This window comes from Kitasatospora sp. NPDC088742 (assembly GCF_055584905.1).
Genome location: NZ_JBVJLD010000014.1, coordinates 14,562 through 41,140, shown reverse-complemented (window position 1 = coordinate 41,140; position 26,579 = coordinate 14,562). Strand labels below are relative to the sequence as shown.

Annotated in this window: 23 protein-coding genes; 8 read left to right on the top strand and 15 right to left on the bottom strand. The window is 71.3% G+C overall.

Annotated elements, in window-relative coordinates; translation table 11 throughout:
* From ACZ6ZR_RS13945 to ACZ6ZR_RS13910, 8 genes are all read right to left on the bottom strand, one after another.
* Positions 1-929 (bottom strand): thymidine phosphorylase (locus ACZ6ZR_RS13945; protein WP_465642323.1); only part of this gene is annotated, 929 nt, incomplete at its 3' end.
* Between the two features lie 94 nt (positions 930-1,023).
* Positions 1,024-1,419, bottom strand: a complete 396-nt coding sequence (locus ACZ6ZR_RS13940; RefSeq protein WP_465642322.1) for a cytidine deaminase — start codon at positions 1,417-1,419, stop codon at positions 1,024-1,026.
* A complete protein-coding gene (locus ACZ6ZR_RS13935; RefSeq protein WP_465642321.1) occupies positions 1,416-2,684 on the bottom strand; it encodes an ABC transporter permease in 1,269 nt (422 codons plus the stop codon). Before ACZ6ZR_RS13935 ends, ACZ6ZR_RS13940 begins: the two co-directional genes overlap by 4 nt.
* On the bottom strand, positions 2,681-3,835 hold the full coding sequence (locus ACZ6ZR_RS13930) for an ABC transporter permease (RefSeq protein WP_465642320.1): 1,155 nt from the start codon (positions 3,833-3,835) through the stop codon (positions 2,681-2,683). The genes ACZ6ZR_RS13935 and ACZ6ZR_RS13930 overlap by 4 nt, the downstream gene beginning before the upstream one ends.
* 6 nt (positions 3,836-3,841) lie before the next feature.
* Positions 3,842-5,671 (bottom strand): ABC transporter ATP-binding protein, encoded by a 1,830-nt coding sequence (locus ACZ6ZR_RS13925; RefSeq protein WP_465642319.1) that lies wholly within the window; start codon positions 5,669-5,671, stop codon positions 3,842-3,844.
* A 40-nt stretch (positions 5,672-5,711) separates the two neighbouring features.
* A complete protein-coding gene (locus ACZ6ZR_RS13920; RefSeq protein WP_465642318.1) occupies positions 5,712-6,773 on the bottom strand; it encodes a BMP family lipoprotein in 1,062 nt (353 codons plus the stop codon).
* 220 nt (positions 6,774-6,993) lie between these two features.
* Positions 6,994-8,244: an amidohydrolase gene (locus ACZ6ZR_RS13915; protein WP_465642317.1), complete on the bottom strand. Its 1,251-nt coding sequence runs from the start codon at positions 8,242-8,244 to the stop codon at positions 6,994-6,996.
* 173 nt (positions 8,245-8,417) lie between these two features.
* Positions 8,418-10,001, bottom strand: a complete 1,584-nt coding sequence (locus ACZ6ZR_RS13910; protein WP_465642316.1) for an acyl-CoA mutase large subunit family protein — start codon at positions 9,999-10,001, stop codon at positions 8,418-8,420.
* A gap of 193 nt (positions 10,002-10,194) precedes the next feature.
* Between ACZ6ZR_RS13910 and ACZ6ZR_RS13905 the strand changes: the two genes are divergently transcribed.
* Positions 10,195-10,938, top strand: a complete 744-nt coding sequence (locus ACZ6ZR_RS13905; protein WP_465642315.1) for an SDR family oxidoreductase — start codon at positions 10,195-10,197, stop codon at positions 10,936-10,938.
* Here the strand turns inward: ACZ6ZR_RS13905 and ACZ6ZR_RS13900 are convergent.
* A complete protein-coding gene (locus ACZ6ZR_RS13900) occupies positions 10,889-11,674 on the bottom strand; it encodes a terpene synthase family protein (RefSeq protein WP_465642314.1) in 786 nt (261 codons plus the stop codon). The genes ACZ6ZR_RS13905 and ACZ6ZR_RS13900 overlap by 50 nt on opposite strands.
* 174 nt (positions 11,675-11,848) lie before the next feature.
* Positions 11,849-12,178: a hypothetical protein gene (locus ACZ6ZR_RS13895; RefSeq protein ID WP_465642313.1), complete on the bottom strand. Its 330-nt coding sequence runs from the start codon at positions 12,176-12,178 to the stop codon at positions 11,849-11,851.
* A 280-nt stretch (positions 12,179-12,458) separates the two neighbouring features.
* Between ACZ6ZR_RS13895 and ACZ6ZR_RS13890 the strand changes: the two genes are divergently transcribed.
* The 5 genes from ACZ6ZR_RS13890 (at position 12,459) to ACZ6ZR_RS13870 (ending at position 16,605) form a co-directional block, all read left to right on the top strand.
* The gene (locus tag ACZ6ZR_RS13890) at positions 12,459-12,941 is read left to right on the top strand and encodes a 2-oxo-4-hydroxy-4-carboxy-5-ureidoimidazoline decarboxylase (RefSeq protein ID WP_465642413.1); all 483 of its coding nucleotides are present in this window, start codon (positions 12,459-12,461) and stop codon (positions 12,939-12,941) included.
* Positions 12,942-13,188: 247 nt separating this feature from the next.
* Complete coding sequence (gene sdhC, locus ACZ6ZR_RS13885) at positions 13,189-13,569, top strand: succinate dehydrogenase, cytochrome b556 subunit (protein ID WP_465642312.1); 381 nt, start codon at positions 13,189-13,191, stop codon at positions 13,567-13,569.
* A gap of 66 nt (positions 13,570-13,635) precedes the next feature.
* Positions 13,636-14,064, top strand: coding sequence for a succinate dehydrogenase, hydrophobic membrane anchor protein (sdhD, locus tag ACZ6ZR_RS13880; protein WP_465642412.1), 429 nt, complete (start codon positions 13,636-13,638; stop codon positions 14,062-14,064).
* A 25-nt stretch (positions 14,065-14,089) separates the two neighbouring features.
* Positions 14,090-15,832 carry a succinate dehydrogenase flavoprotein subunit gene (gene sdhA / locus ACZ6ZR_RS13875; protein ID WP_465642311.1) on the top strand — a complete coding sequence of 581 codons (1,743 nt, stop codon included), beginning with the start codon at positions 14,090-14,092 and terminating at the stop codon, positions 15,830-15,832.
* Positions 15,832-16,605 carry a succinate dehydrogenase iron-sulfur subunit gene (locus ACZ6ZR_RS13870; protein ID WP_465642310.1) on the top strand — a complete coding sequence of 258 codons (774 nt, stop codon included), beginning with the start codon at positions 15,832-15,834 and terminating at the stop codon, positions 16,603-16,605. The genes sdhA and ACZ6ZR_RS13870 overlap by 1 nt, the downstream gene beginning before the upstream one ends.
* A 62-nt stretch (positions 16,606-16,667) precedes the next feature.
* On the opposite strand, the gene ACZ6ZR_RS13865 is transcribed toward ACZ6ZR_RS13870, so the two are convergent.
* Both ACZ6ZR_RS13865 and ACZ6ZR_RS13860 read right to left on the bottom strand, forming a co-directional pair.
* Complete coding sequence (locus ACZ6ZR_RS13865; protein WP_465642309.1) at positions 16,668-18,128, bottom strand: hypothetical protein; 1,461 nt, start codon at positions 18,126-18,128, stop codon at positions 16,668-16,670.
* Positions 18,129-18,215: 87 nt separating this feature from the next.
* Positions 18,216-18,461, bottom strand: a complete 246-nt coding sequence (locus ACZ6ZR_RS13860) for an SCO4848 family membrane protein (RefSeq protein ID WP_465642308.1) — start codon at positions 18,459-18,461, stop codon at positions 18,216-18,218.
* A gap of 132 nt (positions 18,462-18,593) precedes the next feature.
* On the opposite strand from ACZ6ZR_RS13860, the gene ACZ6ZR_RS13855 reads away from it, so the two are divergent.
* Positions 18,594-19,775, top strand: coding sequence for a D-alanyl-D-alanine carboxypeptidase family protein (locus tag ACZ6ZR_RS13855; RefSeq protein ID WP_465642307.1), 1,182 nt, complete (start codon positions 18,594-18,596; stop codon positions 19,773-19,775).
* On the opposite strand, the gene ACZ6ZR_RS13850 is transcribed toward ACZ6ZR_RS13855, so the two are convergent.
* The 3 genes from ACZ6ZR_RS13850 to ACZ6ZR_RS13840 form a co-directional block, all read right to left on the bottom strand.
* Entirely contained in the window at positions 19,744-20,613 is an 870-nt protein-coding gene (locus ACZ6ZR_RS13850) for a class I SAM-dependent methyltransferase (protein WP_465642306.1), read from the bottom strand. The two genes, ACZ6ZR_RS13855 and ACZ6ZR_RS13850, sit on opposite strands and share 32 nt — an antisense overlap.
* Positions 20,614-20,736: 123 nt before the next feature.
* Positions 20,737-21,663, bottom strand: coding sequence for a YihY/virulence factor BrkB family protein (locus tag ACZ6ZR_RS13845; RefSeq protein ID WP_465642305.1), 927 nt, complete (start codon positions 21,661-21,663; stop codon positions 20,737-20,739).
* 90 nt (positions 21,664-21,753) lie between these two features.
* Positions 21,754-22,698: a class I SAM-dependent methyltransferase gene (locus ACZ6ZR_RS13840; RefSeq protein ID WP_465642304.1), complete on the bottom strand. Its 945-nt coding sequence runs from the start codon at positions 22,696-22,698 to the stop codon at positions 21,754-21,756.
* Positions 22,699-22,957: 259 nt separating this feature from the next.
* Between ACZ6ZR_RS13840 and ACZ6ZR_RS13835 the strand changes: the two genes are divergently transcribed.
* Complete coding sequence (locus ACZ6ZR_RS13835) at positions 22,958-26,509, top strand: bifunctional glycosyltransferase/CDP-glycerol:glycerophosphate glycerophosphotransferase (protein WP_465642303.1); 3,552 nt, start codon at positions 22,958-22,960, stop codon at positions 26,507-26,509.
* Positions 26,510-26,579 lie beyond the last annotated feature (70 nt).

The window sequence follows — 26,579 nt, the reverse complement described above, 5'->3', positions numbered from 1 at the left end:
TGGGCGGTGATCATGCGGCGCCAGTGGTCCATCGCGGAGCCGTCGCGCAGCGCCTCGGCCGGGTCCTTGCCGTGCACGCCCGCGGCGGCCAGCATCTCCCGGGCCAGCGCGACGGTCAGCTCGACCACGTCGGCGGGGCCGCCGCCGGCCAGCACCTCGACCGACTCCCGGACCTCCAGCGCGTTGCCCGCGGTGAGGCCGAGCGGGGTCGACATGTCGGTGAGCAGGGCGACGGTGTTGACCCCGGCGTTGGTGCCCAGGCCGACCATGGTGCGGGCCAGCTCGCGGGCGTCGTCGAGGTTCTTCATGAAGGCGCCGGAGCCGACCTTGACGTCCAGGACCAGCGCGCCGGTGCCCTCGGCGATCTTCTTGGACATGATCGAGGAGGCGATCAGCGGGATGGCCTCGACGGTGCCGGTGACGTCGCGCAGGGCGTAGAGCTTCTTGTCGGCGGGGGCCAGGCCGTCGCCGGCCGCGCAGATGACGGCGCCCGCGTCACGCAGCACGGCCATCATCTCCTCGTTGGAGAGCAGCGCCCGCCAGCCGGGGATGGACTCCAGCTTGTCCAGGGTGCCGCCGGTGTGGCCGAGGCCGCGGCCGGAGAGCTGCGGGACGGCGGCACCGCAGGCGGCGACCAGCGGGGCCAGCGGGAGGGTGATCTTGTCGCCGACGCCACCGGTGGAGTGCTTGTCCGAGGTGGGCAGCGGGAGGGCGGAGAAGTCCATCCGGACGCCGGAGCGGATCATCGCGTCGGTCCAGCGGCCGATCTCACGGAGGTTCATGCCGTTCAGCAGGATCGACATGGCCAGCGCGGACATCTGCTCGTCGGCGACCTCGCCGCGGGTGTAGGCGTCGATCACCCAGTCGATCTGAGCATCGGTCAGTTCGCCCCGGTCACGCTTGGTCCGGATGACGGAGATGGCGTCCATGAGGGTGTCTCCAGGTGGTTCCAGTGCAGAAATGCGTAGAGTGCCGCGGGGACCAGGCCCCCGCGACACTCTACGCGCGTAACAAGCTTTCCAGCTAGAGCCGTTCCGGCCCGAACGCGTCCGGCAGGACTTCACTCATCGGGCGTACCCCGGAGGGCAGCTCGACCAGCAGCTCCGGCCCGCCGTGCTCGTACAGCAGCTGGCGGCAGCGGCCGCAGGGCATCAGCAGCTGCCCGGCGCCGTCCACACAGGTGAAGGCCACCAGCCGGCCGCCGCCGCTCAGCTGCAACGCCGAGACCAGGCCGCACTCGGCGCACAGCGAGAGCCCGTACGAGGCGTTCTCCACGTTGCAGCCGGTCACCGTGCGGCCATCGTCCACCAGGGCCGCGGCGCCGACCGGGAACTTGCTGTAGGGCGCGTACGCCTGCCCCATCGCTCCCCGGGCGGCGGCCCGCAGCGCCGGCCAGTCGATCTCCTGAGCCGTCGTCACTTGCCCTGGCCCCTACGGTAGATCTGGCCGTCCGCCTTCGGCATCCGCAGTCGCTGCGAGGCCATCGCGAGCACCACCAGGGTGATCACGTACGGGGTCGCCACGATCAGCGCGCGCGGCACGGTGTCGGTGGTGGCGAACCAGGTCGCCAGACCGGCGGCGACCACGAAGGTGATGCCCGCGCCCTTGAACTGACGGCGGTACAGCTTCCAGAGCGCCAGCAGGGCCATCGCGATGGAGACCGTCAGGATCAGCACGTGCACCGAGTCCGGGTCACGGAGCTGGAGGCTGTCGGTGAAGCCGAACAGGCCCGCGCCCATGGCCAGACCGCCCGGCATCCAGTTGCCGAAGATCATCGCGGCCAGACCGATGAAGCCGCGGCCCTGGGTCATGCCGTCCTTGTAGAAGTGGGCGGCGACCAACGAGAGGTACGCACCGGCCAGACCGGCGAAGGCGCCGGAGGTGATGACCGCCAGGTACTTGTACTTGTAGACGTTGACGCCCAGCGACTCGGCGGCGGTCGGGTTCTCACCGCAGGAGCGCAGCCGCAGGCCGAAGACCGTGCGCCAGAGGATGAAGTACGAGGCCACCAGGAAGACCGCGGCGATCACCACGACCACCGAAAGGTTGGTGGTCATGCCGCCCAGGATGCCGGCCAGGTCGGAGACCAGGAACCAGTGGTGCGCCTCGATCTTGTCCAGCCAGTCGGACAGGCCCGGGACGGTGATGTACGGCAGCGGGTCGGCCGGCGGGGACTGGTTGGCGCCCGCGCCGAAGGCCACGTAGTCGCGGTAGTAGATCCGGTTGACGTAGGCACAGATGCCGGGGATCAGCAGGTTGATGCCGACGCCGGAGACGATGTGGTCCACGCCGAAGGTCACGGTGACCAGCGCGTGCAGCAGACCGCCGAGCGCACCGCCCGCCATGCCGGCCAGCAGGCCGACCCACGGGTTGACCAGGTAACCGGCCCAGGCACCGCAGAACGTCCCGGCCACCATCATGCCTTCGAGGCCGATGTTGACCACGCCGGCCCGCTCGGACCAGAGACCGCCGAGACCGGCCATCGCGATCGGCACGGCCGCGCCGAGCGCGGCGGTGACCTGACCGGAGGAGGTGAGGCCGTGGTTGCCGGTGGCCATGCCCACGGCGGAGAACAGCATCAGAGCGCCGGCGAGCAGCAGCAGCACGACCGGCCAGGTCAGCTTGCGCTTCTTGGCGGGCGAACTCCCCGGCGACTTCGGCCGGGCAGCGGTAGCGGTGCTCATGCGGCCACCTCCTTCTTGGCAGCAGCGGCGGCCTGGGCGGCGAGCTCGGCGCCGACCTTCTGCTGCTGGCGCTTCAAGCCGTAGCGGCGCACCAGCTCGTAGGCGACGACGACACAGATGACGATGGTGCCCTGCATGACGGCGACGATCTCCTGCGGGTAGTCACCCTGGAGCGGCAGCTGGGTGCCGGCGACGTCGAGGAAGGCGAACAGCAGCGCCGAGAAGGCGACGCCGATCGGCGAGTTGCGGCCGAGCAGGGCGACCGAGATGCCGATGAAGCCGAGGCCGGGCTGGATGCCCTGCCCGAAGTAGTAGGAGCTGGACATCAGTTCGGGCAGGCCGATCAGACCGGCGATGGCACCGGAGACCACCATCGAGGTGATGATCATGCGCTTGACGTTCACGCCCGAGGCGGTGGCCGCGGACTCCGAGCGGCCGGTGGCGCGCAGGTCGAAGCCGAAGCGGGTGCGGTTCAGGGTGAACTGGAACAGCACGCCCACCACGATCGCCACGACGATGAAGCCCCAGAGGGTGCCGCCGGCGGTGTCCAGGGTGAAGAAGTGGCTGGACTGCGAGATCGGCTCGGTCTGGATCGAGTTGGTGGTGGTGCCCTTGTTCGGCGCGAAGACGCCCGGCACCAGCAGCAGACCGACCACGGCGGTCGCGATGGCGTTCAGCATGATGGTCGAGATGACCTCGCTGACGCCCCGGTAGACCTTGAGCAGACCGGCGATGCTCGCCCACATGCCGCCGACCAGCATCGCCGTCACCAGCAGCAGCGGGATCTGCAGGAAGGACGGCAGGTCGACCTGGCTGCCGACGAAGGCGGCGAACAGCACGCCCAGCTTGTACTGGCCGTCGACGCCGATGTTGAAGAGGTTCATCCGGAAGCCGAACGCGGCGGCGGCACCGGCGAGGTAGTACACGGTGGCGCGGTTCAGCGTCAGCACCTGGCCGTCGGAGGCGGTGCCGTAGTCGAACATCACCTGGAAGGCCTTGAACGGCTCCTTGCCGGAGACCGCCAGCAGCACGACGCAGATCAGCATCGACAGCAGGATGGCCAGCACGGGGGCGGCCAGGCCGAGCAGGATCTTCTCGGCGTCGAACCGCTTGGCCGCGGGCTTCGCGGCCGCGGGGTTGGGACTGGTCATTGTGGGTTACTCCCCCGCCTGCGCGTCGTCGGTGGCGGTGTCGTCGGTGGGCTGCGCCTCGGTGATCTCGGCGACGAACGCCTGGGCCTCGGCGACGGCCTCCGGGTCCGACTCGATGTGGCCGCTGGCCGCACCGGTCATCGCGGTGCCCAGGTCCTCGGCGGTGACGGTGGCCGGGTCGGCGTCGGCGACCAGGCGGCCGCGGTAGATCACCCGGATGTGGTCGGAGAGGCCGATCAGCTCGTCCAGGTCGGCGGAGATCAGCAGCACCGCGAGGCCCTCGCGCTGCGCGGAGCGGATCTGCTCCCAGATCTGCGCCTGCGCGCCGACGTCCACGCCGCGGGTGGGGTGGGACGCGATCAGCAGCTTGGGCGCGTGGCTCATCTCGCGGCCGATGATCAGCTTCTGCTGGTTGCCGCCGGAGAGCGAGGCGGCGGTGACCTCGATGCCGGGGGTGCGGACGTCGTACTCCTCGACGATCCGCAGGGTGTCCTTGCGGGCGGCGGCCGGGTCCAGCAGCATGCCCTTGGAGTTGGGGGCCTCGGTGACGTGACCGAGGATCCGGTTCTCCCAGAGCGGGGCCTCCAGCAGCAGACCGTGCTTGTGCCGGTCCTCCGGGATGTAGCCGATGCCGGCCTCGCGGCGGGCCCGGGTCAGGGTCCGGCTGAGGTCCTGGCCGTCCAGGGTGACGGAGCCCGCGTCCAGCGGCAGCATGCCCATGATGGCCTCGACCAGTTCGGCCTGGCCGTTGCCCTCGACGCCGGCGATGCCGAGCACCTCGCCCTTGCGGATGCGCAGCGAGATGTCGTCCAGCACCACGCGCTCGATGCCCTCGGCGTCGCGCTTGGCGATCCGCAGGCCCGCGGTCTCCAGCATCACGGTCTCGGTGACGGTGGACTCGCGGCTCTCCGGGGAGGGCAGTTCGGCGCCGACCATCAGCTCGGCGAGCTGACGGGCCGTCACGGTGCGCGGGTCGGCGTCGCCGACGGTGGTGCCGCGGCGGATCACGCTGATCGCGTCGGCCACCGAGAGCACCTCGTGCAGCTTGTGCGAGATGAAGATGACGGTGACGCCCTCGGCCTTGAGCTCGCGCAGGTTGTCGAAGAGCGCCTCGACCTCGTGCGGGACCAGGACGGCGGTGGGCTCGTCCAGGATCAGGATCTTGGCGCCCCGGTAGAGCACCTTGAGGATCTCGACGCGCTGGCGGTCGGCCACGCCGAGGTCCTCGACCAGCGCGTCCGGGCGCACGCCCAGGCCGTACTGGTCGGAGATCTCGCGGATCTTCGCCTTGGCCTTGGCTCCTATCCCGTGGAGCTTCTCGCCGCCCAGGACGACGTTCTCCCAGACCGTCAGGTTGTCGGCCAGCATGAAGTGCTGGTGCACCATGCCGATGCCGCGCGCGATGGCGTCGCCGGGGGTGTTGAACTCGACCTGCTCGCCGTTGATGGCGATGGTGCCCTCGTCCGGCTTCTGCATGCCGTAGAGGATCTTCATCAGGGTCGACTTGCCGGCGCCGTTCTCGCCCATCAGGGCGTGCACGGTGCTGCGGGCGACGGTGATGTCGATGTCGTGGTTGGCCACGACGCCCGGGAAGCGCTTGGTGATGCCGCGCAGTTCGACGGCCGGTGACGCCGTCCCCGCGCTGGGGTTGCCGCCCTGGGGGGTCGGGGCGGGGTCGGAAGCGGTGATGGCGATCTCCTGGTGGTCACAGGGCGCGTCGTTGCGCTGGAGATGGCGTGCGTACGTGAGGAAGCGCGTACGTGCGGGTGGAACGGGACGGGCCCGGCAGAGCGCGTTGCGCGCGCCCCGCCGGGCCCCACCCTGATGCTCAATCATGCGCGCCGGACGCGTGGACCGGCGGCAGGCTGAGGGGGTGTCAGCCGACGGTGGTCGGGATCTTCGTGGCACCCGAGGTGATCTGCGCGGTGGCCGCGTCGAGCTTGCCCTGGATGTCCGCGATGAAGCCGCCGGTGGTGGCCAGCGAGACGCCCTTCTCCTTCAGGTCGAAGTTCTTCGTCCCGGTGAGCGGCGAACCGTCCTTGACCGACTTGATGTAGGTGAACACCGCGGTGTCGACGTTCTTCACCATCGAGGTGAGGATGCGGTCCTTGTACTTGGACAGGGCCGGCTGGGCGGCCTGGTCCGAGTCGACGCCGATGGCCCACTTCTTGGCGTTGTAGACGGCCTCGATGGCGCCGTTGCCGGAGGAGCCGGCGGCGGAGTAGATGACGTCCGCGCCCTTGTCGAGCTGGCCCTGGGCGGCGTCCTTGCCCTTGCCCGGGTCGTTGAAGCCCGAGAAGTCCGGCGGGGTGGTGAGGTAGGTGGTCTCGATCTTGATGTCCGGGGTCACGAACTTCGCGCCCGCGACGTAGCCGGCCTCGAACTTCTTGATCAGCTCGGACTGCACGCCACCGATGAAGCCGATGTGCTTGGACTGGCTCTTCGAGGCGGCGGCGACGCCGGCCAGGTACGAGCCCTCCTGCTCCGAGAAGGTCAGCGAGGTGACGTTGGTCGGCTGGGTGGCGGAACCCGAGTCGATGATCGCGAACCGGACGTTCGGGTTGTCCTTGGCGACCTTCTCGACGGCGGCCTGGTAGACGAAGCCGACCGCGATGACCGGGTTGTAGCCGGAGGAGACCAGGCTCTTCAGGCGGGTCTCCTTGTCGGCCTCCGCCTCACCGGTCTTGGCCTCGGCCTCGGTGACCGCGACGCCGAGGTCCGACTTGGCCTTGTCCAGGCCACGGGCGGCGGAGTCGTTGAACGACTGGTCGCCACGGCCGCCGATGTCGTAGGCCATGCCGACCTTGACGCCGGAGGCGCCGGCACCGGCGCTGCTGGAGGTGTTGTTGTCGGTGCTCTTTGCGCCGCAAGCGGCGAGCGAGGCGATGCCCAGGGAACCCGTGAGCACAACCGCGGCGAGCTTCATGGAACGGCGCAAGGGAGTATCTCCTTCTCACACACCCGTTTGGCGTGGTCGAGCGCCACCGTAACGCGCGTAGAACACGGTTGTGTCACGGCTCCAACGAGCATTCGGGTTGTTATCAAAACGTGGTCCTATGTCAGGACGAACCGGACAAACGACCACGCTTGACGCACCCTCATGTCACTACTCAGTGGTAGTGGAACGGCCACTCTACGCCGCCGGGGTGACCTCCGTCTCAGACTCGCCCGTGCTCCAGGGCGAGCGAGCAGAACAGCTCGACGCCGATCGCGATGGAGCGCTCGTCCACGTCGAAGCGGCCCTGGTGGAGGTCGCGGACGGTGGTCTCGTGCGGGGCGCGGACGCCGAGGCGGGCCAGGGCGCCGGGGGCGTGCTCCAGGTACCAGGAGAAGTCCTCGCCGCCGAGGCTCTGCTCGGTGTCCTCGACCACCGGGCCGCCGCCGGCGGCGAAGCGGCCGTTCATGGCGGCGTCGAGCTGGGCGATGGAGAGCTGCTCGTTGACCACCGGGGGGACGCCGCGGTGGTAGTCGAGGGACCACTTGGCCCGGTAGGTCTCGGCGAGCTTGCCGGTCAGGTCCTCCAGGGCGTCGGGGGCCTCGCGCCAGCCGGCCAGCTCCAGGCAGCGGACGGTGCCCTCGAGTTCGGCGTGCTGGGGGATGACGTTGGGCGCGGAGCCGGAGGCGATCCGGCCCCAGACCAGGCTGACGCCCCAGCGCGGGTCCATCCGGCGGGAGAGCGCGGGCGGCAGGTCGGCGGCGAGCCGGGCGACCGCGGTGACCAGATCCGTCGTCAGGTGCGGGCGGGCGGTGTGGCCGCCGGGGCCGTCCAGGTGGAGGGTGAGCCGGTCGCAGGCGGAGGTGATGGCACCGACCTTGAGGCCGATCCGGCCGACCTGGACCTTGGGGTCGCAGTGCACCGCGAAGATCCGCCCGACGTCCTTCATCCCGCCGGCCTCGATCACGTCCAGCGCCCCGCCCGGCATGACCTCCTCGGCCGGCTGGAAGACCAGCCGGACCGGCTGGGTCAGCTCACCGGTGCGGGCCGCCTGGGCCAGCACCAGCGCGGTGCCCAGCACCACCGAGGTGTGCACGTCGTGCCCGCAGGCGTGCGCCCTGCCCGGCAGGGTGGAGCGGTACGGGGCCTCGGTCTTGGCGTCGTCGATCGGCAGCGCGTCGATGTCCGCGCGGAACGCCAGGAACGGGGTGCCCGACTTGGTGCCCGGCGGCACGATGTCCACCGTCATGCCCGTGCCGCCCGGCAGCACCTTCGGGGTCAGCCCGGCCGCGAGCAGCCGCTCGCGCAGCAGCCGGGTGGTGCGGAACTCCTGGCGGCCCAGCTCGGGGTGCCGGTGCAGGTCCCGCCGGAAGGCGATCAACTCGGCCTGGTAGGCCCGTACCCGCGCCCGCAGATCGGAGCCGGGGCGGGCAGGCGTGAGGGTGGCCCGAGCGCCGGGCTGAGGATCGTTCACCTCAACAAGACTAGGCCGGTGAACGGCTTTTGGCCCGACTTCCGTCAGATCGGTCCCCGGATGGGTGCATACCGGCCGCACAGGTGGGTATGACATACCGTTTCCGCCTTCCCGGTGATCACTGTCCTGTGCAACGACCGACCCCGGCACGGGACACGGCGCCTGACCACCCCTCAGAAGCGTTCGGACGGGGTGTAGGTGCCCCAGACCTCGCGCAGCGCGTCGCTCACCTCCCCGGCGGTGGCCCGCGCGGCCAGCGCCTCCCGCATGGGGTAGAGCACGTTCTCGCTCCCGGCGGCCGCCTTCCGGAGCGCCGTCAGCCCGCGCTCCACCGCCGAACTGTCGCGCGCCGCACGGAGTTGGGCCAGTCGGGCGGCCTGCTCGGCCTCGATCGCCGGGTCCACCCGCAGCGGCTCGTAGGGCTCCTCGGTGTCCAGCTGGAAGCGGTTCACCCCGACCACCGTGCGCTCCCCCGAGTCGGTCTCCTGCTGCACCCGGTACGCGGTGCGCTCGATCTCGCCCTTCTGGAAGCCGCGCTCGATGGCGGCCACCGCACCGCCCATGTCCTCGATGCGGCCCATCAGTTGGAGCGCCGCCTCCTCCACCTCGTCGGTCAGCGACTCCACCACGTAGGACCCGGCGAACGGGTCCACGGTGGCCGTCACGTCGCTCTCGTACGCCAGCACCTGCTGGGTGCGCAGGGCCAGCCGGGCCGCCTTCTCGGTGGGCAGCGCGATCGCCTCGTCGAAGCTGTTGGTGTGCAGCGACTGGGTGCCGCCGAAGACCGCGGCCAGCGCCTGCACCGAGACCCGGACCAGGTTCACCTCCGGCTGCTGGGCGGTGAGTTGGACCCCGGCGGTCTGGGTGTGGAAGCGCAGCATCAGCGACTTGGGGTTGCGCGCGCCGAACTCCTCGCGCATGACGCGGGCCCAGATCCGGCGCGCGGCACGGAACTTGGCCACCTCCTCCAGCAGCGTGGTGCGGGCCACGAAGAAGAAGGAGAGCCGGGGCGCGAAGTCGTCCACCTCCATCCCGGCCGCGACGGCGGTCCGGACGTACTCGATCCCGTTGGCCAGGGTGAAGGCGATCTCCTGCACCGGATCGGCCCCCGCCTCGGCCATGTGGTAGCCCGAGATGGAGATGGTGTTCCACTTCGGGATCTCGGCCCGGCAGTAGCGGAACACGTCGGCGACCAGCCGCAGGCTGGGCTTGGGCGGGAAGATGTAGGTGCCCCGGGCGATGTACTCCTTCAGCACGTCGTTCTGGATCGTGCCGGTGAGCGCGGCGGGGGCCACCCCCTGGCTCTCGCCCACCAGTTGGTAGAGCAGCAGCAGGACGGAGGCGGGCGCGTTGATGGTCATCGAGGTGGAGACCTCGCCCAGCGGGATGCCGCCGAACAGCACCGCCATGTCCTCGACCGAGTCGACCGCCACCCCCACCTTGCCGACCTCGCCGGCCGCGAGCGGGGCGTCCGAGTCGTAGCCCATCTGGGTCGGCAGGTCGAAGGCGACCGAGAGGCCGTTGGTGCCGTTGGCGATCAGCTGGCGGTAGCGGGCGTTGGACTCGGCGGCGGTGCCGAAGCCGGCGTACTGCCGCATGGTCCACGGCTTCCCGGTGTACATCGTCGGGTAGACGCCGCGGGTGAACGGGTAGCGCCCGGGCTCGCCGAGCCGCTCCCCCGGGTCCCACCCGTCCAGGGCCTCGGGGCCGTAGACCGGCCGGATCGGGATGCCGGACTCGGTGTGACGGTCTGCCACGGGTTACCTCCAGGGGTCAAGGACGCGGGGTCGGGACGCGGGGTCGGGACACGAGCAGTGCAACGGTGGCGCACCGTCACCTCCTACCCCAAGAGGGCGCAACCCCTATCCACCCCCTGATCCACCGAGCGGCCGGCCGTCACTCTTTGGAATGATCGAACCGGCAGACGACCGGACCAGCAGGGAGTGGGACATGACCGAACGGAAGGTGGCCGTGGTCACCGGCGCCAGCAGTGGCATCGGCGCGGCGACGGCCCGGCGGCTCGCGGCGGACGGCTTCGAGGTGGTGGTGACCGCCCGCCGGACCGAGCGGATCGAGGCACTGGCCAAGGAGATCGGCGGCCGCGCCTACACCGTGGACGTGACCGACCGCGCGCAGGTGGACGCCTTCGCGGCCGAGGTCGGCCGGGTGGACGTGCTGGTCAACAACGCGGGCGGCGCGATCGGCGCCGAGAGCGTGGAGGCCGGCGACCCGGCCGACTGGCTGGCCATGTACGAGGTGAACGTGCTCGGCGTGCTGCACGTGACCCAGGCGCTGCTGCCCGCGCTGCGCGCCGGCGGCGACGGCACGGTGCTGGTGCTCAGCTCGACCGCCGCGCTGACCGCGTACGAGGGCGGCGGCGGCTACGTGGCCGCCAAGCACGCCGCGCACACCATCGCCGCCACCCTGCGGCTGGAGCTGAACGGCGAGCCGATCCGGGTGATCGAGATCGCCCCCGGCATGGTGAAGTCCGAGGGCTTCGCGGTCACCCGCTTCCGCGGCGACGAGTCCAAGGCGGCGGCGGTGTACGCGGGCGTGGCCGAGCCGCTCACCTCCGAGGACGTCGCCGACACCGTGTCCTGGGCGGTCACCCGCCCCTCGCACGTCAACATCGACCTGCTGGTGGTCAGGCCCCGGGCCCAGGCGGCCAACCACAAGGTGCACCGGACGTCCTGAACGGCGTGAGGGACCGGCTGCTGCCAGCACGGTAGCGGCCGGTCCGCCGGTACCACTCGTCGTCCCCGGCCAGCCAGGTCCGCAGCGCGGCCACGTGACGGTCCGTCCCGGCGTCACCGCGCGGCAGCTCCTCCGCCACCAGCCGGTCGAACTCGGCCAGCCGCTGGGCGAACAGCCGGTAGACGACGTCCACCGCCTGCTGGAGCCCGCAGCCGAGGAACCGACGGAGCGTCAGGACGGCGTTGCCGAGCTCGCCCTCCTCCGAGGTCTCCTTGCGGTACGAGTGGATGTCGTTGCGCAGACCGACCGCGTCCGCGAAGGCGTCCTCCAGGCGGCGGAGCGGGTCGCTCGGCGGGGGCCGGTGGCCGGTGAGCCCGATCGAGAGGTCGGTGCCCGAGCTGACCCGGCGGAACTCCAGGCGCTGCACCGGGTCGGGGACCCGCCCGAGCACGATCGCGTCCAGCTCCTCCAGGTTGGCGGCGGCGAACCCGGTCACGTACCCGGCGAAGCGGACCCGTTCCTCGGTGGACAGCCCGGGGGCGCTACGGCCCCAGAGCTCGGCCACGGCGCGCTCGACCTGGTTGGCCGCCGGCGGCACCGGCCCGCCGTCGGGCGGCATGAACTGCGGGAGCCTGGCCGTGAAGGCGCGGGCCCCGGCCACGTCGCGCGGGAGCTTGAACGCGGTGACGAAGTGGTCGTCCAGGGCCAGCGCGAGGACGTCCCACTGGGCGATCATGATCAGCCTCTCGGCCGGGGCGTCGGGGTGGGTGAGTGCGGCGAACAGTGGCCAGCCGTCGGTGTCGAAGCTCCGCTCGGTCCAGAGCGGCGGCCCAGCGGGCGAACGGGCGCCGGGCGTCCAGGTGGGCGAGCAGGTCCGGGTCGGCGGCGGGGCGCCGGGCGAGGTCGTCGGTCAGGGCGGTGAACCGGCGCCACCGGCCGGCCGGGTGCCCGGGCTCGGTCCGGAGGTCCAGCTCGGCGCGGGCGGCGGCGAGGCCGGCGGCCGGGTGCTGGGGCCCTGGGCGGCCCAGGCGTACCAGGCGGCCAGCAGGGCGAGTTCGGGGTACGGCGCGTCGGGGTGGCAGTGGGCGGCGCGCTCGGCTCCGCCGGCCGGGGCCAGGCCGTGCCGGGCGGTCCAGGCGGCGGTTTCGGCGCGGACCCGGTCGAGCTGCGGATGGCACCGGCCCGAATGGGGCAGCCGCAGGTCAGCGCGGTGCGGGGCCTGGGCGGACGGCGTGATCACCGCCCCCTTCTACCCTCAACGAGCATGACAACGTCACGACTTGATAGCTCGATCGAGTGAATTCGACGCGACCTCTCCTCAACTGACGAACCCTCAACTACCGTGGTGCCGCTGCCCGGGCGGTCCACGAGACGCCAGCCCTCGGGCCCGGCAGAGCGGTCCTGTCAAGGGCCGCTGAGCACCTACGTTTCGTCTCTGGAGCATCCCCCCTTCCCGCCCTCACGAGGAGGACCCGCTGGCCAGCGACATCCCGCCGCAGCAGCTCGACGAGCCGCTGTTGGTGCCGTCCCTGCTCGGGCTTCACCGCTTCAACGAGGCCGACCCCGGCGCTGCCGAGGAGGCCCTGCTGGCCTGTTGCGGCAGCCACCGCTGGGCGCTGCGGCTCACCGCCCACCGCCCGTACCCCGACATAGAGTCCCTGCTGGCAGCCGCCAGCGAGGCCTCCTACGACCTGCGTCCGGCCGACCTGGCCGAGGCCCTCGCGGACGAGAGCTGGATGCCGCAGCCACTGCTGGGCATGCGGGCCCCCGGAAGCCAGGCGGCGCACACCGCCCTGCGGGCCGCGCACGCCGCGTACGAGGCCCGGTACGGCCACGTCTTCGTGGTCTGCCTGGACGGCATCGTCCCCGAGGAGATGCTGGACACCGTGCTCACCTCCGTCCGCACCAGGCTCGCCAACGAGCCGGACGAGGAGCGGCTGATCGCCGCCGAGGAGCTCCGGCGGATCGCCCTGACCAGATTGGAGCACCTGGTCGGCGCCTGAGCCGCCGTCAGCACCGAACGCCGTGCCCGCTCCGCGACACTCCCGGGGGCGGGCGCCGCGCGTCCCGGCGACCTGTCAGGAGTAGGCGGGATTAGGCCGTGCGTGCCTGATGGATCACACCTGACACCCCCGGAGGCGGTTCTCCGCGCGGCGTCGATAGGATGCTGGCGGCCGGGGGACCGTACCGGCCGGGCTGACCGACACCGAAGCCGGCCGAGCCCCCGATCCGCTTCCGGAGGGTTTTTCCGTGCCGGCTGGAACGCTGTACCGCGGCCGGGAAGGCATGTGGAGCTGGGTGGCTCATCGAGTCACCGGCGTCCTCATCTTCTTCTTCCTGTTCGCCCATGTCCTCGACACCGCGTTGGTCCGGGTCTCCCCCGAGTCCTACGACACCGTCATCGCGACCTACAAGACCCCGCTGGTCAACCTGATGGAGTACGGCCTGACGGCCGCCATCCTGTTCCACGCGCTGAACGGTCTTCGGGTCGTCGCCGTGGACTTCTGGTCCAAGGGCCCGAAGTACCAGAAGCAGATGCTCTGGACCGTGGTCGGTGTGTGGGTGGTGCTGTTGGCGGGTGCCTTCTACCCGATCCTCGAGCACACCCTCCTCAAGTGGTTCGGGAAGTGATCCGCCGTGGCTGAGACCAACGAGACCCTGGTGGTCCCCTCGCTCCAGGCCCACACCGGCCAGGGCCTGGGCACCGGCAACCCGGCCGACGCCTTCGTCGTCGAGCCGGCCCGTGCGCGCACCAAGAAGACCCCTCGGCGTACCCGCACCAACTTCGAGATGCTCGCCTGGCTGTTCATGCGCCTGTCGGGCGTCCTACTGGTGATCCTGATCCTCGGTCACCTGCTGATCATGCTGGTGCTCGACGGCGGCGTGTCGAAGATCAACTTTGCCTTCGTGGCGGGCCGCTGGGCCTCGCCGTTCTGGCAGGGCTGGGACCTGTTGATGCTCTGGCTGGCGATGCTGCACGGCAGCAACGGCATGCGCACGGTCATCAACGACTACGCGGAGAAGGCCTCCACCAGGCTGTGGCTGAAGACGCTGATGGGCGCCGCGACCGTGTTCACGGTCCTGCTCGGCACCCTGGTGATCTTCACCTTCGACCCGAACATCTAAGCCGGCCAGAGGCGACGAAGACCTGATGCAGATTCACAAGTACGACACCGTCATCGTCGGCGCCGGTGGCGCGGGCATGCGCGCGGCCATCGAGTCGACCCAGCGCAGCCGCACCGCGGTGCTGACCAAGCTCTACCCCACCCGGTCCCACACCGGCGCGGCCCAGGGCGGCATGTGTGCCGCCCTCGCCAACGTCGAGGAGGACAACTGGGAGTGGCACACCTTCGACACGGTCAAGGGTGGTGACTACCTGGTCGACCAGGACGCCGCCGAGATCATGTGCAAGGAGGCCATCGACGCCGTCCTCGACCTGGAGAAGATGGGTCTCCCCTTCTCCCGCACCGAGCAGGGCCGGATCGACCAGCGCCGCTTCGGCGGTCACTCCCGCAACCACGGTGAGGCGCCCGTCCGCCGCTCCTGCTACGCGGCCGACCGCACCGGTCACATGATCCTCCAGACGCTGTTCCAGAACTGCGTCAAGCACGGCGTCGAGTTCTTCAACGAGTTCTACGTCCTGGACCTGCTGATCGTGGACGGCAAGACCTCCGGCGTGGTCGCCTACGAGCTGGCCACCGGCGAGATCCACGTCTTCCAGGCGAAGGCCGTGGTGTTCGCCTCCGGCGGCACCGGCAAGATGTTCAAGGTCACCTCGAACGCGCACACCCTGACCGGCGACGGCCAGGCCGTCGCGTGGCGCCGGGGCCTGCCGCTGGAGGACATGGAGTTCTTCCAGTTCCACCCGACCGGCATCTGGCGGATGGGCATCCTGCTCACCGAGGGCGCCCGTGGTGAGGGCGGCATCCTCCGCAACAAGGACGGCGAGCGCTTCATGGAGCGCTACGCCCCGGTCATGAAGGACCTCGCGTCCCGTGACGTCTGCTCTCGCGCGATCTACACCGAGATCCGCGAGGGCCGCGGCTGCGGCCCGGACGGCGACCACGTCTACCTGGACCTGACGCACCTTCCGCCGGAGCAGCTGGACGCCAAGCTCCCGGACATCACCGAGTTCGCGCGGACCTACCTCGGCATCGAGCCCTACACGGACCCGATCCCGATCCAGCCCACCGCGCACTACGCCATGGGCGGCATCCCGACCAACGTCGAGGGCGAGGTGCTGTCGAACAACACCGACGTCGTCCCCGGCCTGTACGCCGCCGGTGAGGTCGCCTGCGTCTCGGTGCACGGCGCCAACCGCCTGGGCACCAACTCGCTGCTGGACATCAACGTGTTCGGCCGCCGCGCGGGCCTCGCCGCCGCCGCCTACGCCTCGGCCAACGACTACGTCGAACTCCCGGAGAACCCGGGCAAGTTCGTCCAGGACATGGTCGAGCAGCTGCGCGAGTCCGAGGGCACCGAGTCGGTCGCGCAGATCCGCAAGGAGCTGCAGGAGACCATGGACGCCAACGCCATGGTCTACCGCACCGGCGAGACCCTGAAGCAGGCCGTGGCCGACATCGCCGGGCTGCGCGAGCGCTTCAAGCACGTCGCCATCCAGGACAAGGGCATGCGGTACAACACCGACCTCCTGGAGGCCATCGAGCTGGGCAACCTACTCGAGCTGGCCGAGGTGCTGGCCGTCTCCGCGCTGGCCCGTGAGGAGTCCCGCGGCGGTCACTACCGCGAGGACTTCCCGACCCGCGACGACGAGAAGTTCATGCAGCACACCATGGCCTACCGCGAGGTCGCCGCCGACGGCAGCACCTCGATCCGCCTGGACTACAAGCCGGTGGTCACGACCCGCTACCAGCCGATGGAGCGTAAGTACTGATGAGCACTCCGACCGTGGAGAAGCACTCCGCCGCCCTGGACGCGGTGGAGGCCGGCAGCACCAAGCTGATCACCGTCACCGTGCGGATCCGCCGGTTCAACCCGGAGGAGCTGCCGGACCCGGTGTGGGTCGACTACCAGCTGGAGATGGACCCGAAGGAGCGCGTCCTCGACGCCCTCAACAAGATCAAGTGGGAGCAGGACGGCACCCTCACCTACCGCCGTTCCTGCGCGCACGGCATCTGCGGCTCCGACGCCATGCGGATCAACGGCCGCAACCGGCTGGCGTGCAAGACCCTGATCAAGGACGTCAACCCGGAGAAGCCGATCACGATCGAGGCCATCAAGGGCCTGACGGTCCTCAAGGACCTGATCGTGGACATGGACCCGTTCTTCCAGGCGTACAAGGACGTCATGCCGTTCCTCATCACCAAGGGGAACGACCCGACCCGGGAGCGCCTGCAGTCCGCCGAGGACCGCGAGCGCTTCGACGACACCACCAAGTGCATCCTGTGCGCCGCGTGCACCTCGTCCTGCCCGGTCTTCTGGAACGACGGCCAGTACTTCGGCCCGGCCGCCATCGTCAACGCGCACCGCTTCATCTTCGACTCGCGCGACGAGGGTGCCGAGCAGCGCCTGGAGATCCTCAACGACCGTGAGGGCGTGTGGCGTTGCCGCACCACCTTCAACTGCTCCGAGGCCTGCCCCCGTGGCATCGAGGTCACCAAGGCGATCCAGGAAGTGAAGCGGGCGCTGGTCACCCGCCGCTTCTAGGCTCCGCCCGCCTGCCCCTGAGGGCCCGTCCGGTTCCTTCCGGACGGGCCCTCAGCCGTTCGTCACTTCAGCAGACCGCGGTCCTTGGGGGCGGTGGTGCCGGTGAAGACCACCAGGTGCCGCTCGGCGGTGACGGCGTAGAGGTCCGACGCACCGTCACCGTCCGCGTCACCGACGCTGCCCAGGGTCGGGTAGCGGTCGAGCGGGAAGGTGCCGAGCACGGTGCCGTTGGCCGGGTCGGCGAGGGCGGCGAAGTCGAAGGTCTCCGGGCCGGTCGGCGGCACCTGGTAGGCACGCAGGGTGCCGGTGGACTTCTCGCGGGCCCAGACGGTGAGGTTGCCCACGGCGTCCGGGCCGGGGCCGATCAGCTGGTACCCGGCCCAGGCACCGGTCGTGGAGAGGCGCACCGCCTCGCTCCAGAAGCCCTCCTGGACGACCAGCCAGAGGTCTCCGTCGACCACGGTGAGCATCTGCGGTCCGGTCGGGGCGGTACGAGTGCCCGATCCGATGGCGACCAGCTGCTCCGCACGGGTCCAGTCCAGCCCCGCCGCGCTCGGCAGGCGCTTGTAGGCCGGGGAGGTCCGGCTCGGGTCGATGCCGCGGTAGAGGTAGGAGTGGGCGGTCCCGGGCGTCCGCACGACGACCTGGTCCACCGGCTCGTCACCCCGGCCCCACCCGCCGTGGGCGATGTCCAGGCCGGCCCAGCTGCCGGTGCCGCCCGGCGCGGCGGTGGCCGGGAGGACGGCGCTCGGCTCGGTGCCGGTCGAATCCGCGCTGATCACCTGGAGGTTGCCCGCCAGGTCCGGCAGCACGATGTCCGGGGCACCGTCGGCGTCCACGTCGCCGTAGGCCTTCGGCTGGTTGGGGTTGGACGGGGCGTAGAAGGAGTAGTCGGCCGACTGGGAGACGTTGCCCGCGGCGTCCATGGCCTCCACCCGCAGGCTGTTGGTACCCCAGTCCCTGGGCTTGATCGTGACGGTGGGGCCGGTGGTCGTCCCGGGGCTCGCGCAGGTCCAGCCGACGCTCGGGGTGCCGTTGAGGACGTAGTGGTAGCAGGCAGCCCCTTCACCGGTGAAGGTGAAGGTGCCGGCCTGTCCGGCGTACTTCTGCGGGGTCTGCCCACTGCCCAGGGCCGGGAAATCGGTGGAGCTCACCGTCGGGACGCCGGGCGGGGTGGTGTCGACGCCGAAGGCGCACTTGGTGGTGGGCTTGCCGCCGCCCTGGGGCCAGAAGCGCCACTCGTAGCGGTGCCCGTCGGTGAGCGGGTCGGTGGTGACGGCCAGCTTGCCGTCGGTGGCGTCGGCCTGACGGTCCACCAGCTTCCGGTCGGTGGTGACGTCCCAGAGGCCGAAGCGGGCGGCCGTGCCGGTGGTGGTGCCGGTCAGGGTCGGGGTGGCCGAGTTGAGCCACTCCGCGGTGCAGGCGGCGGTGACGGTGTCGTGCTCGGCGGCCACCGCGGCCGAGGCCGGGAAGGTCGCGGCCAGCACGGTGACGACGGCAAGGGTCCGTCGGGAAGAGGACATGCGGAGGATCCCCCCGGGGGCAGCGGGGTGGGTCGTGCACCCACCCGGCGGAGATCCTGGCAGCGGCCTACGACAGCGGCAAAGGGATTAGCCGCGGCGCAGGGCGCGGAGACTGCGGACGCCCAGGGTGCCGATGGCGAGGCCGAGCAGCAGGGAGGTGACGGCGAGCAGGAGGTGGACCCAGAAGAAGGCGGTGGGCTGGGAGTGGTCGCCGTTGGTGAAGGCCTGGCCGCCGGAGTCCTTCCAGAGGTTCTTGACGAAGGTGGTCCAGATGAACAGGGACCAGACGCCGAAGGCGGTGAGGAACCAGGAGGCGAGACGGCCGAGCTTCATGACGGGGGCGTCCTTTCGGGGAGTCGGTTCCAGTATGCGGAGTGGGCCGGACGGCCCAGCGGCGGGTGCCCGTTCGGGGGAGACGGACGGCGTGGTGGGCCGGGCGGCGGTCGGGGCGGGTACGTTCCGCGGGTGCCGAATGTCCGTCAGTCCACGTACCGTCTGGCCGCGCTGGCCCTCGCCGCGCTCTGCTGCACCGCCGCGGTGCCCTGGCAGGAGCCGCCGCCGGGGATGTCCACGGTGGGCGGGGAGCTGCTCGGGCGCACCGGGGTGCAGGTCGCGCCGCAGGCCGGAGCGCCGGGCCTGCCGGGCGGGCTGACCGGGCAGTCCTGGCTGGTGGCGGACGCCGCCAGCGGTGAGGTGCTGGCGGCGAACAACCCGCACTGGCGGCTCCCCCCGGCCTCCACGCTGAAGATGCTGTTCGCCGACACGGTGCTGCCCAAGCTGGACCGCAACGCCGTCCACCGGGTGACCAACGCCGAGCTGCTCGGCTCCGGGCACGGCAGCAGCCTGGTCGGGATCAAGGAGGACCTGGACTACCGGGTGGAGGACCTCTGGCGCGGGGTGTTCCTCAGCTCGGGCAACGACGCGGTGCGGGTGCTGGCGCACATGAACGGCGGCGTCGAGGTGACGGTCGATCAGATGCGAGCCCGGGCGAAGGAGCTCCAGGCGCTGGACACCTCGGTGGTCTCGCCGGACGGCTACGACATGGACGGGCAGCTCTCCTCGGCCTACGACCTGACCCTGTTCGCCCGCGCGGGGCTGCGCAACGCGGACTTCCGGGCGTACTGCTCCACCCGGGACGCGCAGTTCCCCGGCGCCGTGGACAAGGTGACCGGGCAGCGCGGTTCCTTCGGGATCGCCAACACCGACCGGCTGCTGGGCAAGTACCCGGGCCTGTTCGGGGTGAAGAACGGCTACACCACCAACGCCGGGGCCACCTTCACCGGCGCGGCCGAACGCGGCGGCCGGACCCTGCTGGTGACGGTGATGCACCCGGCCGACTACCAGCGGGTGTACGAGGAGACCGCCGCGCTGCTCGACTGGGGCTTCGCGGCGGCCGGGAAGGTGACGCCGGTCGGGCAGCTGGTGGGCGGGGACGCCGGGGCCGCCGCGGGGCAGGAACCGGGCACGGGGCCGCAGGCCGCACCGGCCGCACCGGCCGAGCGGGCCGAGCGGGCCGGGGCCCCCGCCGGATCGGACGGGGGCCCCGGTTGGCTGACTCCCGGGCTGGTGGTGCTGGCCGGGGCGGCGGGGGCCGGCTGGTGGTGGCGCCGGCGGGTCAGTGCAGCGCGCGCCGGACGGCGCGGGTGAGCGCCGGCGGGAGCAGGTCGAGCGCCAGCCGCCGGGCGGCCGAGCGCTGGGCCGGCGGTGCGTCCCAGGCGAGCCGGTGCACCGGGTACCCGTTGATGTGCTCCTCGTCGAGGCGGAAGCCCTCGGCCCGCCAGTCCCGTTGCAGCAGGTTCCCGGTCACGGACTCCTGGTCGCCCCAGGTGCCGTAGAACTTCTCCGGGGTCAGGCAGACCGGCTTGAGGCCGTGCACGTAGACCGCCTCCCAGACCGCCGCCGAGACGCCGGGGGTGTGCGGGGCGCGGTAGTCGTCGAGCACCACCAGGCCGTCGGGGACGAGCGCGGCCTTGGCCACCTGGATGTCCCCGGCCACGTGCTCGTAGAGGTGGGAGGCGTCCACGTGGACGAAGCGGCAGCTGCCGGCCGGGATCCGGCCGTCGGCCAGCACCGAGGTCGGCGCCTGCACCACCTCGGGCAGCTCCGGGTGGAAGGCCAGGTAGTTGGCCTCGAAGGCACGGCGGGTGAGGGTCTTGCGGTAGGACATCGCCATCTCGGCGGTGTTGTCCTCGTCCGGGGCGTCGGAGTCGAACAGGTCGCAGACCGTGAACCTTTCGCCGGGCCGCAGGTGACGGCCCATCAGGATCGCGCTGCGGCCCAGGTAGCTGCCGAGCTCCAGCAGGTCGCCCTTGGTGCCGGTGGCACTCTGGCGCTCCAGCATCCAGCTGAACAGTTCCTGGTCGGCGCGCCAGAACCAGCCGGGGACGTCGTTCAGGCGGGTGGGCGGCGGGGGGAGTCCGGGCAGTGTGGCGCTGCCGTCGGTACGGGAGGAGCTACGGGCGGAGCTTGGATCGGCGCTGATCACGGAGGTCTCCAGGGGGTTGCCGCGGACGGGGGTTCCGCTGCAGGTGGGAGCTCGCCCACAGGGGTGACCTGGCGAGCGTGGCGGTGATCCTAGCCACATCCCGACTTTTCCGGCAGGGGGCCTTCAGGAGGTTTCGGCGGACCCGGCCGGTTCGGCCGATTCGAGCAGGGCGGCGGCCCGCTCCCTGGTCCGGGCCCGGGCGGCGTCCGGGTCGGCCAGCGCCGTCCAGGAGGCGCAGTACATCAGCAGCCGGGAGACGAAGTTGATCCAGAGCAGCAGCGCGACCGGCACGCCGAAGGCCCCGTACAGGCTCTTTCCGGCCACCGAGCCGAGGTAGGAGGAGAGCAGCAGCTTGAGCAGCTCGAAGCCGACCGCGCCGATCAGCGCCCCGGTGACCAGGGCGCGGCGCTCCAGGTAGTCGGTGATCCGGGGGAACGGGCCGAGCAGGTAGCTGAACAGGACGAAGTCGGCGCCGACTGCGATGACGAACCCGACCGCGGTCAACAGCCAGCCCACGCCGTCGAGTTCGAGCCAGTCGGCGGCCCGCCGGGCCAGCGTGGTGGCCACCGCCGAGGCACCCAGCGAGACCGCCGTCACCAGGCCGAGGCCGAGCAGCACGGCGCAGTCCCAGAGCTTGCGCAGCACCGGGTTGCCGGGCTCCTGGGGCAGCCGCCAGATCTCCCGGACGGAGCCGCGCATGGTCTCCACCCAGCCGAGGCCGGAGATCAGCAGCAGCACCCCGCTGATCGCGCCGACCGCGCCCGCGTTGGCCACCAGGGTGGGCAGGTCGAGCGCGTCGGAGAGGCCGGGCAGCTGCTCGGCGATGTCGCCCTGGAGCTTCTGCACCCGGCTGTCCGAGAGGGTCTTGACCGCGATGGCGAAGGCCACCGTGAGCAGCGGGAAGAGGGCCAGGAAGCCGAAGAAGGTGACCGCTCCGGCCAGCCGGTTGCCCTGCACCTCGCCCATGTGCGCGTACGCCAGCCAGGGACGGCTGCGCAGCAGCCGGGCCACCAGCGGGCCGACCACCGGGAGCCTGGTCAGGAAGTCCACGCCGTCACCTCACCCTGCCGTGGGCCGCGGTCGGTCCGGGCCGGGTCCCTGTATACCCGCCCGGGGCCCGGCCCACCGCCCGACGCTCCGTCAGCTCCGGCGCCGGGCGCGGCGGATCACCGCGGCGACCACCGGCGGGAGCAGGTCGGCCACCACCCGCCGGGCCACCGCCGAGGGCCGGCGGGCGGCGGCGGCGAGGGCCCGGCGTTCGGCCAGTTCCTGGGCCGCCCGCAGGTCCGCCAGGTCAGGGGCGGGCGGAGCGGGCGGAGCCGCCGGGGCGTTGCGGGGCGGCGGGAAGGCGGGCAGCCGGGTGGGCTTGCCGTCCAGCCGCAGCACCCGGTGGCCGCCGATGGTGTCCACGTTCAGCCAGCAGCCCTCCGCCCCGCCGCCGCTGGCCAGCAGCTCGTCCTGGAGCTCCGTCGGATCGCCCCAGGTGCCGTAGAACTTGCACTCCGTCAGCAGCACCGGCCGCAGGCCGTGGTCGAAGACCGCCTCCCAGATCGCCGCGCCCACGCCCGGGCAGTGCTCGGCGCGGTAGTCGTCGAGCACCAGCAGCCCCTCCGGGGCGAGCGCGGCCTTGGCGACCTGGATGTCCCCGGCCACGTGCTCGTAGAGGTGGGAGGCGTCCACGTGGACGAAGCGGCAGCTGCCGGCCGGGATCCGGCCGTCGGCCAGCACCGAGGTCGGCGCCTGCACCACCTCGGGCAGCTCCGCGTGGAAGGCCAGGTAGTTGACCTCGAAGGCCTCCCTGGTCAGCGTCCGGCGGTAGGACATCGCCATCTCGGCGGTGTTGTCCTCGTCCTCCGCCTCGGAGTCGAACAGGTCGCAGACCGTGAACCGCTCTCCCGCCCGCAGGTGACGGCCCATCACGATGGCGCTGCGGCCCAGGTAGGCGCCCAGCTCCAGCAGGTCCCCGCGCAGCCCGGTCCGTTGCTGTCGGGCCAGCAGCCACTCGAAGGAGTGCCGGTCCTCGTCCCAGAACCAGCCCGGCACGTCCTCCAGGCGGGTCGGCTCGGTGGGGGTGACGATGCTCATCGGGTGCTCCTCACGACACTGCGGCGGACCGCCGTGGGCGGTCTGTCCGGAGCAACGACCCGGGGCCGTCCGGGTGACGTCCGGGTGACGTTCCCGTACGGGTGAGGATCCGGCCACGGGGTTGACGGGGCGGCGCGGACCGGCCAGCCGGGTGTCGCACAGCCGGACGGTAGAATCGCGCCGAAGCTGTACGCCCGGCAGCCGTCCGCCTCAGGGCGCCCGCCGGTCGCACGTCCCCAATGAAAGGCCCGCGCAGCCGATGGCCCCCCGCCTCTCCGTCGTCGTCCCGATCTACAACGTCGAGCGCTACCTCGAGGAGTGCCTGGACTCCATCGCCGCCCAGACCTTCACGGACTTCGAGTGCGTGATGGTGGACGACGGGTCCAAGGACGGCAGCGCCGCGATCGCGGACGCCTACGCCGCCAAGGACTCCCGCTTCCGCCTGGTCCGCCAGGAGAACAAGGGCCTCGGCGCGGCCCGCAACACCGGTTACCGGCACATCGACCCGGACGGCGAGTTCCTGAACTTCGTCGACAGCGACGACACCCTGCCGCCCAGCGCCTACGAGCTGATGATCGGCACGCTGGACGAGACCGGCTCGGACTTCGCCACCGGCAACGTGCTGCGCTTCCGCGCCGTCGGCTACTACCAGTCCGGCGGGCACTCCAAGCCGTTCCGGGAGACCAAGCTCAAGACCCACATCACCGAGGTCCCGTCGCTGGTCACCGACCGCACGGCCTGGAACAAGGTCTACCGCCGCTCCTTCTTCGACGCGGCCGGCGTGCTCTACCCCGAGGGCATCCTCTACGAGGACGCCCCGGTCAGCGTGCCGCACCACTACCTGGCCAAGAGCGTCGACGTGCTCTCCGAGCCGATCTACCACTGGCGCGAGCGCGAGGTCGGCGAGATGTCGATCACCCAGATGCGCTTCAACCCCAAGGGCCTGATCGACCGGGTCAAGTCGATGGAGCTGGTCCGCGCCTGGCTGCAGGCCCGGCCGGAGCCGCGCTTCAAGGAGTACCTGCGCTCCTACGACGAGAACAACCTCGTCGAGGAGATCCCGATGTTCTTCTGGTCGGTGCTGGACGGCGACGAGCCGTACCGCGAGGCCTACCAGGTGCACGTCGCCCGGCTGCTGCGGGCGATCGGCCCGGAGCAGGTCCGCAAGCTGCGCGCGCCGCTGCGCCTGAAGTACCACCTGACGGTCGCGAACCGGATGTCCGAGTTCATCGACCAGATGGAGTTCGAGAAGGACAGCAACGGCGCCGCCCCGGCCCGCGGCCTGCTCCGCCCGTACGCCGACTACCCGTTCCTGCGCGGCGGCCGCAAGAGCGTGCCCGCCGACGTGCTGCGGCTGGACAACGCGCTGGTGATGCGCAGCCGGCTGTACGAGAGCTCCTGGGAGGACGGCCGGCTCCGGCTGAGCGGCCACGCCTTCCCCGAGCACCTGGGTGCCGAGAGCCGGCACGACATGGTCAAGGTGCTGGTGCTGCGCGAGGCCAAGGGCCGCCGGGTGGTGGCCGTGCCCACCAAGACCACGTACAGCCCGGAGGCCACCGCCTCCTCCTCGCACGACCTGTACAGCTGCGACTGGGCCGGCTTCACCGTCGCCATCGACCCCAAGCGGCTCAAGCAGCGGGGTCAGTGGAAGGAGGGCCACTGGCGGGTGCTGATCGCCGGGGCCGGCAAGGGCGGCGTCTACAAGGGCCGGGTCTCCGGCGGCTGGGCGGACAGCGCCGAGAACCCGCCCTCGCACTGGGTCGACCAGGACGTCCGGATCGTGCCCTGGCTGAACCAGGGTCACCTCTACCTGAAGGTGGAGAAGGTCCGGGCCCGGGTCCTGACGGTCAGTGAGCTCGACGGCACGGTCACCGTGACCGGCCGGGTGACGGCCGGCGCCGACCTGGCCAAGGCCCGTCTGCGGCTGCTGCACACCGAGTCGGACCGCGAGCTGTTCCTCCCGATCGAGTTCGCCGCCCCGGTCGGCGACCGGGTCGAGTTCACCGCCTCCTTCCCGATCGCCGAGCTGGCCGGGGTCCGCGAGGCCTGGGACGCGCTGGACCCGGCGGCCGAGGAGCGGATGCGGGACCGCTGGAGCTGCGACATCCACCTGGGCGGCAAGCTCGTGGTGCCGCTGGTGCTGGACGAGCGGGCGCCCTTCGAGCACGTCGAGGTGCCCTTCGAGGGCGACGCCCGTGCCTTCCACTCCAAGTCCTCCCCCGGCGGGCACCTGCAGTTCGCCGACCAGGTGCTCCAGCCGGTGGTGGACGGCATCACCCCGGCCCGGGAGGCCGAGGGCTTCCTGCTCAGCGGCCACCTGCCGCTGGCCGGCACCCACCGGTACGAGCTGGTGCTCCGTCACAACTGGCGCGAGGAGGAGCACTCCTACCCCGTCGAGATCACCGACGGCCGGTTCCGCGCCGCCCTGCCGGCCGTACCGACCGCCTCCTTCGCCGGCGAGGTGCCGCTGCACAAGGGCACCTGGGAGGTCTTCTTCCGCCCGGTCGGCGCCGCCGCCGGCTCCCGCTGGCCCGGCGTCATGCTGGCCAAGGAGGCCCACGGCTCGCTGCCGCTGGAGATCGAGGCGCGCGGCCGCCGGGTGGTGCTGGAGCGCCGGGGCTTCGACCACCTCTCGCTGGAGTCGCACCCCGACCTGCTCCCGGAGGAGCGCAGCGGCTACCGCCAGCGGCAGCAGCGCAACGCCTTCGCACGGGCGCAGCTCTCCCCCCTGACCGACACCGTGCTCTACAACGTGGGCTTCGGCAGCCACTACGCGGACTCGCCGCGGGCGATCCACGAGGAGCTGGTCCACCGGGGCGCCGCGCTGCGCCACCTGTGGACCAACGACGACCTCCAGGCCGACCTGCCGTCCTCCGCCGAGCCGGTCCGCCAGTGGAGCCCGGAGTGGTTCGAGGCCCTGGCCACCGCGAAGTACGTGGTGACCAGCGCCCACATGCCCGACTTCTTCGTCCGGCGCCCCGGCCAGGTGGTCCTGCAGACCTGGCACGGCACCCCGGTCAAGCGGATCGGCCACGACTTCGAGAAGGTCTGGTTCACCGACGCCGGGTACCTCAAGGAGCTCGACCGCGACGTCGCGCAGTGGAGCATGCTGGTCTCGCCGAACACCTTCTCCACCGGTGTGATGCGCCGCGCCTTCCGCTTCCAGGGCCCGATCCTGGAGACCGGCTACCCGCGCAACGACGTGCTGCTCTCGGCCGACCGGGAGAAGACCGCCGAGCGGATCCGCGAGCGGCTCGGCCTGCCCGAGGGCAAGAAGGTGGTGCTCTACGCGCCGACCTTCCGCGAGGACCGCCGCCGGCCGAACGGCGGCTACCAGCCCGACCTGCGGATCGACCTGGACGCCGCCCGCGCGGCGCTCGGCGAGGACCAGGTCCTGCTGGTGCGCACCCACGCGGTGATGTGCGGTCAGGTCCCGGGCGCCGGGAACGGCTACGTCTGGGACGTCTCGACCTACCCGGACACGGCGGATCTGCTGCTGATCGCCGACGTGCTGGTGACGGACTACAACTCGGCGCTGGTGGACTTCGTCAACACCGGCCGCCCGGTGCTCTTCTTCACCCACGACCTGGAGCACTACCGGGACAACCTGCGCGGCTTCAGCTTCGACTTCGAGGCGGACGCGCCCGGCCCGCTGCTGGCGACCTCCGAGGCGCTGGTCGAGGCCCTGGGCAAGGTGGACACGGTGGCCGCGGAGCACGCGGACGCCTACGCCTCCTTCAAGCAGAAGTACTGCGACCTGGACGACGGCAAGGCCGCCGCCCGGGTGGTGGACGCGCTGCTCAAGGGCTGACCGCCGAAGGGCTGACACCCCCTCACCTCGAACCGGCCTTCGACCTCGTCGAAGGCCGGTTCGACGCTTT